This is a genomic window from Pseudanabaena sp. BC1403 (assembly GCF_002914585.1).
Lineage (GTDB): Bacteria > Cyanobacteriota > Cyanobacteriia > Pseudanabaenales > Pseudanabaenaceae > Pseudanabaena.
This window is the reverse complement of the sequence record NZ_PDDM01000007.1, coordinates 79907-96467: the sequence shown is the minus strand read 5'-3', so window position 1 is coordinate 96467 and position 16561 is coordinate 79907. Positions and strand designations below refer to the sequence as shown.

Annotated in this window: 13 protein-coding genes; 6 read left to right on the top strand and 7 right to left on the bottom strand. The window is 42.7% G+C overall.

Translation table 11 applies throughout. The features are described 5' to 3' along the window. Positions 1-4 precede the first annotated feature (4 nt). The 4 genes from CQ839_RS08580 to CQ839_RS08565 all read right to left on the bottom strand — a co-directional run bounded on the left by CQ839_RS08580 (position 5) and on the right by CQ839_RS08565 (position 5496). A complete protein-coding gene (locus CQ839_RS08580) occupies positions 5-796 on the bottom strand; it encodes a hypothetical protein (protein ID WP_103667865.1) in 792 nt (263 codons plus the stop codon). Positions 797-801: 5 nt separating this feature from the next. Beyond that, on the bottom strand, positions 802-2565 hold the full coding sequence (locus tag CQ839_RS25670) for a peptidoglycan-binding protein (RefSeq protein ID WP_103667864.1): 1764 nt from the start codon (positions 2563-2565) through the stop codon (positions 802-804). Between the two features lie 84 nt (positions 2566-2649). Next, complete coding sequence (locus CQ839_RS08570; protein WP_103667863.1) at positions 2650-3831, bottom strand: peptidoglycan-binding protein; 1182 nt, start codon at positions 3829-3831, stop codon at positions 2650-2652. A 180-nt stretch (positions 3832-4011) separates the two neighbouring features. Then, positions 4012-5496, bottom strand: coding sequence for a DEAD/DEAH box helicase family protein (locus CQ839_RS08565; RefSeq protein WP_103667862.1), 1485 nt, complete (start codon positions 5494-5496; stop codon positions 4012-4014). 170 nt (positions 5497-5666) lie between these two features. On the opposite strand from CQ839_RS08565, the gene CQ839_RS08560 reads away from it, so the two are divergent. Together CQ839_RS08560 and CQ839_RS08555 are read left to right on the top strand one after the other, a co-directional pair. Continuing rightward, on the top strand, positions 5667-7526 hold the full coding sequence (locus CQ839_RS08560; RefSeq protein WP_103667861.1) for an iron uptake porin: 1860 nt from the start codon (positions 5667-5669) through the stop codon (positions 7524-7526). A 290-nt stretch (positions 7527-7816) separates the two neighbouring features. Beyond that, positions 7817-9229, top strand: coding sequence for a hypothetical protein (locus CQ839_RS08555; RefSeq protein ID WP_103667860.1), 1413 nt, complete (start codon positions 7817-7819; stop codon positions 9227-9229). Between the two features lie 70 nt (positions 9230-9299). On the opposite strand, the gene CQ839_RS08550 is transcribed toward CQ839_RS08555, so the two are convergent. Together CQ839_RS08550 and CQ839_RS08545 are read right to left on the bottom strand one after the other, a co-directional pair. Further along, positions 9300-10874 (bottom strand): family 10 glycosylhydrolase, encoded by a 1575-nt coding sequence (locus CQ839_RS08550; protein WP_258040669.1) that lies wholly within the window; start codon positions 10872-10874, stop codon positions 9300-9302. After that, the gene (locus tag CQ839_RS08545; protein WP_103667859.1) at positions 10861-11517 is read right to left on the bottom strand and encodes a M23 family metallopeptidase; all 657 of its coding nucleotides are present in this window, start codon (positions 11515-11517) and stop codon (positions 10861-10863) included. Before CQ839_RS08545 ends, CQ839_RS08550 begins: the two co-directional genes overlap by 14 nt. 139 nt (positions 11518-11656) lie before the next feature. On the opposite strand from CQ839_RS08545, the gene CQ839_RS08540 reads away from it, so the two are divergent. The 3 genes from CQ839_RS08540 to CQ839_RS08530 all read left to right on the top strand — a co-directional run bounded on the left by CQ839_RS08540 (position 11657) and on the right by CQ839_RS08530 (position 13462). Beyond that, positions 11657-12607, top strand: a complete 951-nt coding sequence (locus CQ839_RS08540) for a tetratricopeptide repeat protein (RefSeq protein ID WP_103667858.1) — start codon at positions 11657-11659, stop codon at positions 12605-12607. Positions 12608-12794: 187 nt separating this feature from the next. Beyond that, positions 12795-13052, top strand: coding sequence for a hypothetical protein (locus CQ839_RS08535; protein WP_103667857.1), 258 nt, complete (start codon positions 12795-12797; stop codon positions 13050-13052). Next, positions 13049-13462 carry a putative toxin-antitoxin system toxin component, PIN family gene (locus CQ839_RS08530; RefSeq protein ID WP_103667856.1) on the top strand — a complete coding sequence of 138 codons (414 nt, stop codon included), beginning with the start codon at positions 13049-13051 and terminating at the stop codon, positions 13460-13462. Before CQ839_RS08535 ends, CQ839_RS08530 begins: the two co-directional genes overlap by 4 nt. Before the next feature lie 12 nt (positions 13463-13474). Here the strand turns inward: CQ839_RS08530 and CQ839_RS08525 are convergent, their stop codons facing one another. After that, positions 13475-15130, bottom strand: coding sequence for a pseudouridine synthase (locus CQ839_RS08525; protein WP_258040668.1), 1656 nt, complete (start codon positions 15128-15130; stop codon positions 13475-13477). Between CQ839_RS08525 and CQ839_RS08520 the strand changes: the two genes are divergently transcribed. Then, complete coding sequence (locus CQ839_RS08520; protein ID WP_103667855.1) at positions 15122-16549, top strand: YdiU family protein; 1428 nt, start codon at positions 15122-15124, stop codon at positions 16547-16549. The two genes, CQ839_RS08525 and CQ839_RS08520, sit on opposite strands and share 9 nt — an antisense overlap. Positions 16550-16561 lie beyond the last annotated feature (12 nt).

Below are 16561 nucleotides of genomic sequence, written 5' to 3'. Positions count from 1 at the left end.
CTTGTTATTTCTTCACAATAGCTTGTGCGCCATTTCTAATCTCAATTTTCATGCCCAGTTTATCTAGCTCTTGAGCAACAATCTGGACTGTTTTTTTGTCAGTAGCATTTTGCAAAACTAATGACCAAGCACCTATTTGAGCTTGAGTCAGATCCCGATCTCCTTCGAGCCATTGTGCCGACTGACGAGATGACTCAGCAGAAATTTTTGGGTCTTCGACAAGTTTTTTACCTGAAAAGCTAGCCTTATCAGCCCATTCAGCAGCTTTTAGATAGGACTCTCTAGCTCCTTTAGCATCCCCTAAAAACAATAGCTGATCGGTTGCCTTGTATCGCCAAACTGTATAGGTGCTAGGCTGTTGATCGGGATCTAGATGTTTTAAACCCTTGCTATAGATTTCGATCGCTTTACTAGGAACTCCCGCAAACATTGACACACTAGCTGACATATATATGTAGCTACTTATAAATCTAGGATCGCGATCGATAATATTGGCAAAATAAAGTGGACTTAGCGTATATCCAGTTTGAAAGTCATTTCTGGCAACATCATCACCAAAGTATTGCAAAAATTGTAAAAATGCAAAGTTGGCAATCAAGTTATTAAAACCAAATCCGCGTGGTGGTAATTGTTTAACTAATTTGAGACGAGCTTCTTCATCTCTGACTGCCTTACGAGTTTCTTCTATGGTCTGTCCACCCAAGCGTTGATTGAGCTTAGGGAACTGCAAACTGAGGGTGATCACTCCAAAAATAGCGATCGCCCCCAAATTAATTGCAAAGTTACGGAACCGCATCTGACTTAATTGCCTTCAGAAATAAATGTATCTTTACTAAGACTATCAATCAGTTTATTGCTTGGTGAGCCATCGGCAGGGCTAATCGTATAAAAGTTTTGCGCTCTGATGATCGCATTCCGAGTTTCACCACTCAATACACCATCGACTTTACCAGTATAGAAACCTCTCTGAGCCAGTAAGCGTTGCAATTCTGATACTTGTGTGTTTGCAGTTGCTGCTGGTGTTGTGGGCTGTGCTACTGGTGCAGTAGTGGGCTGTGCTGCTGGTGTTGCTGTCGGTTTTGGAGTTGCTTGTACCGTGGGTTGTGGTTTTGGAGTGACTACTGCTTGAGGTTGTGGAGTAGGTTGTGGTGTTACCTGCGGTTTAGGTTCTACACGAATTGTTGGTGTGACATTAGTTGCAGCAATCGGTTGTTTTGCTGCACCTGCTTCTAAAGCAGCCATCGTTCTCGCTCCAGCCACACCATCCGCAGTTAAACCGTAGGCTTTTTGAGCAGCAATGATTGCGTCCCTAGTACGTGTACCTAAAAATCCTGTAATTGGCCCATTATAAAATCCGCGATCGGTCAGCAAATTTTGTAAGTTGGCTACTCCACCGTCAATAGCTGGAGTCACAGCATTCGTAGCTTGATTACTTGCGGTTGGACTGGGAGATACCGATGGTTTTGCATCGGTTTGCAACGCTGCTATAGTTTGAGCACCTGCGATACCATCGACTGTTAAGCCATAGTTTTTTTGAGCAGATGCGATCGCGGCATTTGTCTGAGCTCCCTTGACTCCATCGATCGCACCATTGTAAAAACCGCGTTTGGCCAGTAACTGTTGCAGTGCGGCAACATCTTTATCACTAGTCTTCGTCGCTGAAGATGTAGTTGCAGGATTCTTTGTGGCAATGCTAACTTTGCTTGCTCCCGATTCTAGAGCTGAAAGAGTTTGAGTACCTGCAATGCCATCAGCAACTAAGCCATAGCTTTGTTGAGCTGCGACGATCGCAGTACGAGTCTGTGGCCCCATGATGCCATCAACAGCACCATTGTAAAAACCACGTTTGCTAAGTAGCTCTTGCAGAATGGAAACTTCCGCACTTTTAGTGGTACTGGTGGAGCTAATATTTGTTGTAACTGCTTTAGCACCATCTGACTCTAGCGCCGCCAAGGTCTGCGGCCCTGCAACACCATCGGCTGTTAGGTTATAAGCTTTTTGAGCGGCGACGATCGCAGAGCGAGTCTGAGATCCCATGATCCCATCAACAGCACCATTGTAAAATCCGCGATCAGCAAGTAATTTCTGAAGATTCATCACAGTCGATGAAGCACTACTCGTAGTTTCGCTGACATTAACTTTGGTATCAACGACATCGACTTTTGTGGCACTTTCATCTACGGTTTTGCCATCTTCGAGTGCAGCGATCGTCCGACTACCAACAATTCCATCGGGAGTAAGTCCAAAAGCTTTTTGAGCGCGAAGGATTGCATTTTTAGTTGAGGCTCCAGACACACCATCGATCGCCCCGGGGTCAAAGCCATTTTTTGCTAGTAGTGATTGTACATATTTCACATCTGATGATGGGGCTTCGGCAGCTAAAGCATTTAAGGTCGAGCCTAAACCAATCAGCAGGGTTGTACCTGTTAGGAGTACGTTTAAGCTTAGTTTGGCGGAATTAGTAGTGAATTTCTTGAACCATGTTTGGAAGGTTTCAGGTATTTCACTGACGATCGCATCGTCAACATTGATAAATTCTTCTTGGATATATGCTAAGAGTTCCATGATTTAGTCCTTGTTGAGGTTGAAAATTAAGATTTGCGATTGAGAAAAATTCGGTGGAATTGACGAGATTTGTTCAGCTTTTATTTAGGAAGAATTGGCGTTTTTGGCTGCTGGTGCATTTTGACTAGAGGTTGGGACTTGGGTTCCATTACCTAGCGGAGCGCTGCTAGGAATTGGCTGAATAGTTTGACTGTTTGGGCTACTGGCAGGGATTTGAGCAATATTCTGAGCTGGATTTTGAGCTCTAAGGGCTGTCAGTAAATCTGAGGTCAAATCACCTGTAGCGGCTTGTCCGTAAGCAAGTTGAGCTTTCAAAATGCTTGCCTTAGTCTGAATGTTGTATAAGCCACTGAGATCTGCATCATAAAAGCCTCGTTCTTTGAGTAATGTTTGGATTGCCAAGACATCTTGTGTTGTCGGCAGTCGGGGCAATGCAGGCTGAGTGAAGGGAAGATTGTTGCCACCAGCCAACAATGAGCGCATTGTTAAAGGACCTACAAAGCCATCTTGAGCTAGGGCATAGGCTCGCTGTGCCTTTAATACGGCATTAGTTGTGGTTTGCCCTAGTTGTCCATCAATTTCACCTTGATAAAATCCCCGTTGTTTCAGCAGCATTTGCAAATTTCCGATTTCGCTTATCACTGGCTGCTGAGAGTTGCTGACTGGAGCGTTATTTGATCGCACAATCACAATTGTCTGGTTCGGTGACTGGCTTGATGATGGGCTTGGGCGATCGCTAGTCGTAATTGTCTCTGTAGTTTGATTTGGACGCTGCGATACTAAAGGCTTACTCACTGATGAGTTTCGCAACAATGCCAAGGTTTTTTCCCCAGGAATTCCATCGGCAACCAGATTAGCTTGCGTTTTCTGAAAATCAATTACAGCTTGCTTGGTATATCTGCCATAAACCCCATCGATTTCTCCGACCGCAAACCCACGTTGAGCTAGTAAAGTCTGCACCTCTAACATATAGCTGGTATTGCATATATATAACTGGTTACACCAAGGCGCAACATTTACCGCAGGCTCTAAAAAATGAGCAGCCATCGCAGGCGCTAAATTCCAGCTCAACCCATTGAGACTGGTAAAGGCGATCGCTGATAGTAAATAGGCTTGCTGTCTCATTGCAGCAAAATTCAAGTCAAGCTTATTTGACTGATACTCATCAGCATCAAGCCCATCACAAGTAAGCAGATTGCGCTCTGCCGCTCCTTGATTGGCTTGTTCATATGCCCATGCATCATATATATATGCTGCAAGTTCCATAACGGCTACCAAATGATTGCGGTCTAACTTATTTTAAACGATTTTTTCTGGTTTCTTACGTCAAAAAATGTATACATTTTTTTGTTACAGCGCTTTGTGCTGAAATAAAAACCAATATTTTTGTTGAGAGTGTTGCTTTGCAACACTCTCAACAAAAATATTGGTTTTTATTTTTTGGGTTTAGATATCGTAATCATTTGGATTTTCGGCGGCGATCGCCTGTTTCTTATGGAGATCTTTGTCGTACTTAATTCCTATTTGCAAGACATTATCCTGAGGAAGCTCTGAACGCGATCGCTCGATGCCTCTGCGTCGCTCTGAAGTTCTTACTTCGCTAGTATCTTCAGTCACCACTTCATAGAGAATTGCTTGCTTATTTGCCTCAGTACCCCGCCGCAACACTCGTCCTAAGCGCTGAATATATTCACGGGCTGAGCCTGTACCTGATAGCAAGATGGCAATTCTTGCATCAGGTACATCGACACCTTCATTTAAAACATGGGAAGCAGCTAGGGTTTTATATTTGCCTTCACGAAAGAACGTTAAGATTTCGTGGCGTTCCTTCACAGGAGTTTGATGCGTGAGTGCTGGAATTAATAAATCTTGCGAAATACGATAAACCGTGGCATTGTCGTTCGTGAAAATTAGAATTCTCTCACCGAAGTGTTGAGCTAATAGATCTGACAAAACTCGTAATTTCGCTTCTGTTCCTAAAGATATATCCTTTGATTCTCGATGGGCAAGCATTGCTCTTCTGCCTGCTTGTGATCGCGCACTCGCCTGTACAAATCTTTGCCATCCTTCGAGACTGCCAAGGGAAATTTTTGATTCCTTGAGAAAAAGATTACGACTTTGAATTAGAGAATCATAGCGATCGCGTTCTTGTGCTGAAAGAGAAACTTTAATTTGGACAATTTTATGTTCTGCTAAAGCTTGCCCTGCCAAATCTTCAGAGGATTTGCGATAGACTTCTTCCCCAATTAGGAGTTCTAAATCTGCATGTTTACCATCACTACGTTCGGGTGTGGCGGTTAAGCCCAGTCTATAGGGTGCGATCGCATATTCCGCAATCACGCGAAAAAAATCCGTAGGTAAATGATGACATTCATCAAACACGATCAAACCATAGAGATTACCTAAAGATTCTGCTTGAATGGCGGCACTATCATAGGTTGATACAAGAATCGATGTGCGATCGCGAGAACCTCCTCCTAATAAACCTATTTCCACATCAGGAAAAGCAGCTAATAAATGGGCATACCACTGATGCATCAAATCGAGGGTGGGCACGACCACTAAAGTGCTGCGATTTGTGACTTGCATCGCTAGCTGTGCTAGATAAGTTTTACCTGCGGCAGTCGGTAAAACAACCACTCCACATTTCCCAACTCTCTGCCATGCTGCAAGAGCTTCGCTCTGGTGTGGATAAGGCTCCATTTTGGTATGAGAAATTAACTTAACTTCTTGATATCCCCGTGACTTATCTTCGATCGCAATTCCTTCTGATCTCAAAGTCAAAATCAACTCGCGATAGCAATTAGCAGGAATCCGAAATTTCTCAATGCGATCATCCCATGTGGCAAATTCAATCCATGATTTACCCTTGGGCGGTGGATGAAGAATTAAGGTTCCGCGATCATAAGTTAGTTGAGGAATGCGGGGCATGTCTAGTACAAATGGTGTAATTCTATGTCTGAAGCTTGTAAAACTCTGTAAAATAACTCTCAATATTTAGGAACTAATCTTTTTTGAATTCGTCCTTTAGCAGGAAGCGTACTTTTGTACCTAAAAACTTTTGCACGAAAAAAGTGTCCATGTGAGGATTGTAAACGTTTATGCTTAAAACCAGATCTGGTAGCTCCATCAACTTAGTATCACTTACCGCAACAACAATCGCCACAACATTAATATCTAGTATCTTAAACTCCAGCTATGCTCAGGCTGAAGCTCAAAAGGAAACTAAGATCGCCACCAATGAATCTGAGCTAATTCGGTCAATTAGTCGAGATCCCATGATCACGCCAGTGATCGCCCCTAACAAATCTGAGACATCGCAAGCACCTGTCAATCTTAATACTGACTCACAAATTATTCGGGAGATCAATTCTGAGCTAGGAAAGTCAAAACCAGTCATAACTAGCGATCGCACTAAACCAAGTCTTAATGCTCAGGGTGTTACTTCGGTTTCGCAGCTAAGTGATGTTAAGCCTACAGACTGGGCTTTCACAGCATTACAATCCCTCGTTGAGCGCTATGGTTGCATTGCGGGCTATCCAGACAGCACCTATCGCGGCAATCAAGCAACTAGCCGTTATGAATTCGCCGCAGGTGTGAACGCTTGTCTCGATAAAATCAATGAAATCATTGCCTCAGGGTTATCCGACAAAGTCGGCAAAGAAGATCTCGAAACCTTGAAAAAGTTGCAAGAAGAATTTGCAGCAGAACTTGCAACGTTACGTGGTCGAGTTGATGCTCTTGATGCAAAAACAGCCAAACTAGAAGCCCAGCAATTTTCCACAACTACGAAACTGTTTGGTCAAGCCATTTTTGGACTGCAAAGCCGTTTACCCAATACTGGTAGCCTTACTCCAAGAGATGGTACGCGCAACACCGTCGATGATGCGACTAACCTCACCTTTGGCTATAACCTGCAACTGAGCTTGGTCACCCAGTTTGACAATCGTAGTCTTTTGTTAACAGGTATACAGGCAGGAAATGCTTCCACAGCTTCTACACTTTTTGCTAACAACAATTTTCTAACCAATAGCTACACTCGCCTTGGATATGAACTTGACACAGGTAATTCCCTCCAATTAAGTGATTTGTCCTATCGTTTTTTAGTAGGCGATCGCTTAGCTGTGATTGTTGGTGCAGCAGGAGTCGCTCCATCAAGTGTATTTCGTGGCCCCAACCGTTATGAAAGTGCAGGTCAAGGCGCTCTCTCAGCCTTTGCTCAACGCAACCCCATCCTCAACTTCCCTGGACAAGCTGGGATTGGTTTCGACTGGCAAATCAGCGATAACATTAGCTTACAAGGAGTTTATGCCGCATCCTTGGCATCCGATCCTCAAAATGGTTTAACAGGTGGTCCCTTTACCGCAGGTGTCCAACTGGCGATTACGCCCAGTGAGGCAATTGATCTCGCGCTATATTACCTTAATTCCTACACCACAAATGCCAGCTTAAATACGGGCGTTGGCGATAACTTAATTGGTCCGATCGCAGGACGTTTCTCAACCAATGCTTTTGGCGGTACTGCGACATGGCGAATTTCTCCTCAGGTTATTCTGGGTGGTTGGGCTGGTTACACCACATCCGAGTCTAGAGATGTGGGCTTAGGTGGCACAGTTAATACATTTAACTGGATGGCTTTTCTCAACTTCCCCGATTTGTTTGCTGAAGGTAACTTGGGCGGGATATACGTTGGACAGCCTCCCAAGATCACCAGCAGTAACATTACCCAAAATGGCATACCTGCTTTTAACATTCCTAGTGCGATCGGTTTGACTGGCGTTAATGCAGGGGACTTCGGTGGACAGCCTTCGACAACTACTCATCTAGAGTTGTTTTATCGGATGCGCCTAAATGACAATATTAGTATTACCCCAGGGGTGCTATTTATTTTTAATCCTGTGCAAACTGCTGGCAGTGACACGATCACCGTTGGCGCTATCCGTACAACTTTCACATTCTAAGACAAATCCCAAAAGAAAGGGCGGCGCGAAGCGCCGCCCTTTCTTTTGGGATTTAAGGATAGGTGGCGCTTTGCGCTACCTATCCTTAACGTATAAATCCTTTCTAGGTCTACCAAAGATCTTTTTTGAATTTTGGGAACCATAGAAATAGCCTAGTCGTCTTGGGTGAAATAAATTCTTATTGGAACTACTTCCGAGATGTTTACGTCTATCTGAAGCTTTTGGCAAGTAAAGTCTCAGTTTCAGCATTACTCAATCGCTAACCAATAAATATCAAGAGGGAAATGAAAATGCTAACTCGGATCAAGAATTACACATTCAATTTGGGGGCGATCGCAATTACACTTGGTGCAACTGCGATCGGGGCTTCTCCATCACTTGCTCAAACTACCTCAGTTCCAATTACTGGCGGAAGTTTTACTGTAAATGTGACTAATGCTGCCACAAACAACGTTAATAGCACAGCGGTAACTGTACTTACACCAGTTGGAACTGCTCAAGTTTCCGCTCTGTCTGGAACTACTGCTGGCACAACCAATCTGGCTGCTGGCAATAGCTTTGATATTGTTGGTAAATCCACAGGTTCTGTAAATTTTGACACTGGTACAACTGCAAATTTCACAAATGCTGACACCACCATCAAAGGAAAAGTTGTCACCACCACTGCTACTGGTAATGTCTCGGCTTTAGCAGCTCCAGCAACAGTGACTGGCTCCATTCAAAAAGACTCTTTTATTCAAGTTCCCACTGCAAACATTTCCGCATTACCCGCCAATACTGTTGTTATTCCTATTACCAGTGGCAAATTTGATGTCACTCGTTTTAATGATGGGACAACAGTTGGCAATAGCATCCCCACAGTGCTGACTCCCTATGGCTCGGCGCAACTTACCAAGTTTACATTTCAAACCCTTAACAGTTTGAATAATACAACAAACGATTTCTTTGTTGATGATCAAGTGCGTGCTACTGGTTTGGCTTCTGGCTCAATTCCTACTCAAGTGGGAACATTCACAGACGCTAAAACTGCAATTGTCGGCACGCTAAAGACCGCCACGCTCAGCGGCGGCACATATACGTTGAAGGGAGACATCACTAGTGGAAATCTGATTGTTCCATCTAGTGCAACGACTGTACCAAGTACCAGCACTGAGACAATTCTGATTATTGTCAAAAACCCTAAACTGTTGAAATTGGTTGGTTTAAGTCCCAAGTTCTTGGCTCCTGGCAAAAATAAATTCCTGCTTGTGCTTGTCAACAATCAGAGCTTGCTGAACTATGTAGAGTCCAAGTCTTCTGACGTAGAAGATAGTGATCCTGTCTCTCTAGGCAATAGCAATGCGGTAGACAAGCTTGTTTTCGTCAATCTCCAGAAGAAGAACCTCTACTATTTTAGCGAGGTGTCTTATCAAGCTTTGTTGACAGCGATCGCTAATTCTAGCAACACCTCCAACAATACTTCTAATAACACTTCCAACAACACTTCCAACAACACTTCTAACAACACTTCTAACAACACTTCTAATAACACCTCCACGAATACTTCTAACAACACCTCTACCAACACTTCTAACAACACTTCTACTACTACCACTACTACCCAAGTTGTGAGAGTGGTTTTTGTTGGGTTACCTAGTCGTTTAATCCCTGGTTTCGGTACAATCGTAAAAGTCGAACGTCGCGATCGTGGTGATGATGACTAAATCTCAACACGAAGCTTAGGACGATTCAAAAATCAAAAAGATAGGTGGCACTCTATGCCGCCTATCTTTTTTAGAGCTTACATATTTGGCGCGATCGCGAAAGTGCTACTTCTTCTACTTGCCAGCCAAAGGCAAAATGACTAATAGAAGTAATCGCAGGTATGGCTGATCGAATTGCTTGCATTTGCACTTCCAAGGATGGACGATTTGTAAAGGGTTCATTCCATTGACCGACTAAAATCGGCGCGATTTTCGTCCCACTCGGAGCATATTGAGCAACACGACGAACCTGATCCACGATACAGTCTGGCTTACCGCAGACAGCATATGCCATCGGTTGCCACTCATAGGAACTAGTGAACAAATGCCAAGGCTGCATTCGCGAATCAAATCCTTCGCCTACTGGTTGATTGCCATCGGAAAAGAAGGCAATACTAGCAGGAATTTTTTGCTGAAAAACAGGCTTGGAAACAGTATCTAAATAATAGGTCACACCAATAAAAGCATGGCCAACAGCCAGTTGCCATAGTTCTTTCTGCCAGTATGCGATCGCAGGCTCTTTTTGACCAGATTGATCAGATGGTTGGCGACCTTGCCAGAGAGGTTCTGTTTCTTGGGGATAGAGTTTTTTAACTACTTTAAGATCGTTTGGCGTGACATAACCCTGTTTGAGAAAGCGGTTGATAATTTCTCTGCCTTGGAAATTCTCAGCGCGATCGCGTAGAGCTTGTAATGATGATGCTCCATAGATCCACAGATAGCGGACATTGCTTACCACTGAGGCAGCACCTGCGCCGCGCTTATAACGAACATAATCAAATACCACTCCATCAGGTTTGCGCTTGACGACCTCATTCACTGCCAGATACAAATCACTTTGAGCTTGATAATTGTAGGGATCGACAAATAATTGATCTTTAGTAGGAACTTCTCCTGCAATATTTTTTCCCAAGTTCTCAACTATAGAAATTGTACTATCACCATTGGCATTGCGAGCGATCGCATTTTGACGAGCCACGGTTAGTTTCGACAATCCATTACGATCTATGCCTCTCCCATAGCCAGTACCCACATTCAACGTGAATATCCATGCATGAACCTTAATCCCGCGTTCTTGCCCCTTCGAGATCGCCAGTTTCAATAAATCTGCATTTTTATACTTCTCCGATAGAACTAGAGAATTCCAAGCAGTTGTATTCTCTGATTGTGGTAACAGAATCTTGCCATCAGAGAGAACCTCTATAAAGACTTGGTTATATCCCTTATTCACAATTCGATCCATAACTTCATCAAGCTTGCCTGATAGTAGATCACAGGGATATAGGCGTAGCCAAATTCCTTGGTTTTTGAGCCAAGATTTTTGGCGACAGGTATTTAAAGCTTGGCTGTGTTCTTTGATGATCGCTTGATATGCTTTGTTAGCCTCTAGATTTGCACCTTTGCTTGCGTCTTGAAAAGCAGCATTACGTAAATTTTCTTTAGTCGCGATCGCTTCGCGATCAAATTGACAATATTCACCAACTTGAGCAAAGGTTGGCTCATAATAAATACTCATCCCCAATAAGTTGGTGACTAAAGCAAGGGTAAAGACTTTAGTTGAGAGTGGTGCTGACATAAGCAGATTATAACGGTTAGCGATCGCCATTTAGAAACACTGCTGCTGGATTATAAATGTATGTAAAGGATTGCGCTGGTTCACAGGAATTGAATTTAATCGCAACACCCAATTCAAAATGAAGATGTCTTGTATCACTCCGACCTGAGTTTCCCATTTTTGCGAGCTCTTCCCCTCGATGAACTTTTTGTTCAACTTGAACTTGAATGGTATCAGGATAAAGGTGAGCATATCTTGTAAATAATCCATTAGGATGCAAGAGTACAATATGATTTCCCCAACCTCCTCCACAGTTGTGCAATTTCTCATTAAAGCCAAATGGACTAGATTGAGGACAGCCACGACGAATATAAACAACTTTACCGTCTGCAACCGAGCGCACCGAAACTTGAGTAATTGACTGATTAGTATTAATGAAGTCAATGCCCTCATGTTCGGATAGTTGATAAGATTTGCCTATAAAAGGGAAGATATTTGTATAATTAGCTGGCTGAAGCCAATGTAATTCTAGTTCTCTCTCGCTAAGAGCAGTACCGAGTCGCTGGACAGGAGAATCTTCCTCTAACGTCTGATTAGAGTAACCGTTCGCACAGATTTGACCATAAGCTGGTGCTAACGAAACTGGTGCTAACGAAATATGTAATAACGTCGCAACCAAGATCGATCTTTTCATGAAATTAAATCAGATGTACCAATGTTTATAAATTTGGCTGAAATTGCAGCAATGCTTTGGGGAAATATGGTATTAGATTGTTGTCTTAGTGCCAAGCACTGTATCAGAAATCCAAATACTATAGCCGACTTTAATTGCCATGACTGATGTTATCCATCCATCAACTGTTGAATCCCCTGAGACATATCTACAATTTGGCGATCGCTATCGAAACTCCGATAATATTCCCCTCGCGCTGAAAAATTATCAACGTGCCTTAGCGATCAATCCAGAATTTGCTCCAGCCCATGAACGCATTGGGACAATTCATCAACAGCAAGGAAATGCGATGGAGGCGATCACCAGTTTTAATCGAGCTGTGCAGTTCGATCCCAAATCGTTGGAGGCACAATTAGGACTTGGTAATGTCTATCAACAGATGGGATGGGCTGAGCTAGCAATTACTCATTTTCAAAAAGCACTTGAATTTCACCCTGATCGTTTTTTGGCGGAATATCATTGCAAATTGGGAGATAGTCTTAAAGATCGGGGCAAAATCTCAGAAGCACTAGCTAGTTATGAAAGAGCGATCGCCACAAATCCCGATTATGGAGATGGCTATCGGGCGATCTCACTAGTATATTTGCGCCAAAATAATCCTGAAGCTGTACAGGCAATTTATGAAAGAGCCAATGCTCATAATTCTGAACTGCTGCAAAGTAAGGACTACAATGCCCTTGGGGTGGCATGGATGTTTAAGTTCAACTCTCCAAGTGCTGATGGGAAATCCGCAATCATTGATTTTTTAGATAGTGCGATCGCTTGCTTTCAACAGGCAATTCAAATCGATCCTGCCTATGCTGATGCGCATTGTAATTTGGGAAGTGCTTTCATCCATAAAGATCAGATTAAAGATGCAATCATTGCTTACAAAGAAGCGCTAGATATTGATCCAAATTTTGCTCAACCTTACTTTAATCTAGGCATTCTCTTAAATAACATCGGCAAAATCGATGAGGCGATCGCCTGTTTCCAATCTGCGATCGAGATTGTTCCTGATTGGGTAGAAGCACACCAATATTTAGGTAAATTACTAACTCGTCAGCTATAGGCATCTCTACAGACCAATAAAATCCAAAAATGTTGTGGCGGGCGTAGCCCGCCACAACATTTTTGGATTTTATTGCGTAAATATTCTGAGGTGGTGCATTTGCTATACTCGAAACACAGTCAAATTTAAAGCCTTAACAAAATACAACAAAATCAATTAACTCAATACGAAAATTAGGCAAACACCAATGCAAAAAACAATAACTATCAATCTAACCCCTGAAGGAGACTTACAACTTCCACTGGAAATTCGCGAACAGTTCTCCAATGGCGAACAGTATTTGGTTATTACAAGTGAAGATACAATTACATTTAGAAAAGCTACTAAGTTTAACTGGAGTGAATGGAAAAGATCTCTTGACCGATCAGCGAGCGATCCTAACGAAATGACCACAGAAGAAGTTTGTGAACTTGTAAGAGAAGTACGCAGAGAAAATAAAAGATGAAAGTGGTTCTAGATACAAACGTCTGGGTGTCAGCTTGGCTATGGAGAGGATTACCTAATAATCTAATTCACTTAGCCAGAAGAGAAGAGATTCAGATTTGCATATCTGAGTCTTTATTTGCTGAACTAGAAAACACGTTGTCTTACAAAAAACTTCAGCAAAAAATACAATCACTTAACTTGACAAAAGAGCAATTACTTATAGGGACTAGCGAAATCACTTACATTTATCCAATTGCTAATCTTAATGTTTCAGAGCTTCGAGATCCAGATGACAATGTTGTTTTAGCCACTGCGATCGCTGCTAATGCTAAAGTCATTATTACAGGCGATCAAGATTTGTTAGTCTTGCAAGAATATCAAAATATTCAGATTGTGACTGCAAAGGATTTTTTGGAGCGATATTTTTAGATCGCAATTTTCTTAAAATGGAACTGGTATTTGTAGATGAATTAGCTCTTGCGATCGCGGATGTATGAAGGTTAACTCGCGAGCATGAAGATGTAATCGATCAGTTGCAGCATCACAGCCATAAAGGCGATCGCCTAAAATGGTCATCCCTAAACCTCTAGAATCGGCAGAGTGAACTCGCAATTGATGAGTTCTACCAGTTAAGGGCATAAATTCTATTCGCGAATAATTCTCTTTGTTTTCTAACAAGCGAAACTCAGTCACACTAGGCTTGCCACGTTCAAAATCCACCTGTTGAAAAGGACGATTTTCGGGATTCCCCCACAGTGGTAAATCAATTGTCCCTTGCTCAATGTCAATTCTTCCCGATAGTACAGCCTCATATATTTTGTGAATTTGTCTCTGTTGAAATTGATGATTCAAACTGCGAAGAGAATCAAGATCACGCGCAAACAATAAAATTCCTGAGGTTTGGCGATCAAGGCGATGCACAGGATAAAGAGTTTTATCTTCGCCTAGCGATTGACGTAAACGACTGAGAACGCTGTCTTGAGTATCCAAATATCGGCCTGGAACAGAAAGAAGTCCTGCGGGTTTTGCGATCGCAATTAGATGCTCATCTTCATGGATAATTTGTAAGTCTCGCTTCACCAGACTTACAAAAACATGGGGGGCAGTGGGGGATCTTCTTCCTGACAACAAAAATCCCATCAAAGGCTGACACCTCTCCACACAAGCACCATAAAACTCGCCCTGAATTTTATAGCCATCAGGAGAAGTACTTCCCCACCAAAACTCAGACATGGCTATAGGTGTGAGTTTATTCGTCGCTGCATAATACAATAACTTAGGAGCACAACAATCTCCCATACCCGTAGGCATTGCTCCTTCCGTAATTAATTCTCGTAGCGATCGCGTTTCCCCTGCAAAATTTGTTAATACATAAGCGCTATGCATCTGCGTTTGCAAAGTGCGCGATAACTCTCGGCGTTGCTTTTTGAGAACTTGCATTTTTGCATCAGCAGACGAGATCGCTTCTTTTAATGGCAGCAAAACTTGATCGCGATCGCGTTTAAAATTACGTCTTGCCATCTTCTCTAACTGGCTTTCGCGATCTAAATCTTCTAAATCTGAATTATTAAGAGTTCTTCTTAGTTGTCTTGCTTGTTTAGAAACTTGATGCTGATCTCGTAGAACTTGAAATTTCAACTCATATTCTTGTAGCTTTTTCTCATATTCTAAGCGTTCAGGAATCTTACTTAACTCAATTAGTTCCTGTTTAATTATCGCTAATTTACTTAGAGTGATAGATTCCTCAATGGCTACTTTTTCTCTACCTGCGATCGGTGGAACCCATCCTTCGATTTGGCTCTCTCCATTTAGCAAACCAGAAAAAGCTTTCAGAATTACTCTTTTCCCCGTTAATGATTTGGCAAGTAATACCCCATACATTTTGCCTTCTATATCATGAGGATAAATGCACCCAAGTTCTTGCATTAAAACTTTAGCGATCGCCTCAGATTGCAAAGTTCTTGGTAAACTCAATACTTCACCACTATAGGGACAACGCCCTTCATACCAGTAGGTTACGTCTTGATCATGATCTGAACCAAGTATCATGGCAGAAGCATTTAATATTTCGCCGCTTATTTCTTCGATATGAGTCACCCTAGCAACCCTTTCCTTAATCTCAACTACGAACCTGCGATCGAATCCCTAGCAGACTATCACGACATCGTTACCGCCGCCGAATATCCGATGCACAAATTGCGTTGGCGCAATGACGATATTTTGCCGACGTTAGGGCTTGACTCTTCACAGGTCAGCGACGATGACTTTATCGAAGCCTTTGGGCATTTTCAGGCAGTGCGTCCATTTCTAGCCCTGCGCTATCACGGCTATCAGTTTGGAGAATATAATCCTCAACTTGGTGATGGACGTGGCTTTATCTATGGACAAGTACGTGGCATTGACAGAGAACTTTATGATTTTGGAACCAAAGGCTCTGGGCGAACTCCCTACTCTCGCTCCGCTGATGGCAAACTCACCCTCAAAGGCGGTGTCCGCGAAATAATTGCTTCCGAGGCTCTGAATCGCATGGGAGTAAAAACTTCCCGTTGTCTTAGTCTTGTAGAAACAGGTGAAGACCTATGGCGAGGTGATGAACCTTCACCAACAAGATCTTCAGTAATGGTGAGGTTTTCGCGATCGCATATTCGTTTCGGTACTTTCGAGCGCCTACGCTGGATTGGAAGCGCCGATCTCACCCGCAACTTACTAGATCATGTTCTCCAAATTTACTATCCACATATTTGGGGTAAACAGAATCAAGATGGCATATTTTATTTAGAACTTGTCGAACGAGTTGCCACTCTTTGTGCTCAATGGATGGCATCAGGATTTTGTCATGCCGTACTCAATACTGACAATATGTCTATCACGGGTGAAAGCTTTGATTATGGGCCATTTGCCTTTATTCCTACTTATGATCCGCGATTTACTGCCGCGTATTTTGATTATGCTGGACGCTATAGCTATGCTAATCAACCCGCAGCCTGTTATTGGAATCTTGAAAAGCTACAAGATCCTCTCAGCATGGTGATGGACACAGATGATATGCGATCATCTTTAGAGAAGTTTAAAGACTTCTATCGCGATGCCTATTGCGAAATGATGTTAAAGCGGTTAGGTTTTATCACCCTTTCTGAGCCTGAAACAGAAGATTTAATTGGTGCAACTCTAGAATTGCTATCAGGTGTGCAAGCGATCGGCTACAACCAATTTTTTGTCAAGCTGCGCGAATCTTTCCAAACTAATTGGCGCGAAGATATAAGCAATATTTTTGCTGATCATAATTGGGAACTAAGTGATGAGCAATTGCCGCTATTAGAAAAATGGCGAGTCGTTTACCATCAATGGCTAATCCGCCAGCCGATCGCAGAAATGGAAAACATTGCCCATCAACTTAAACAAGCTAATCCCACCATCATTTTCTTGCGTCCTAAAATCGAAGAAATCTGGGAAAAAATTACTGTTGATGACGATTGGCAGCCTCTGTATGATGCGATCGCACAACTCAAAGACTAAAAAAATAGAGTG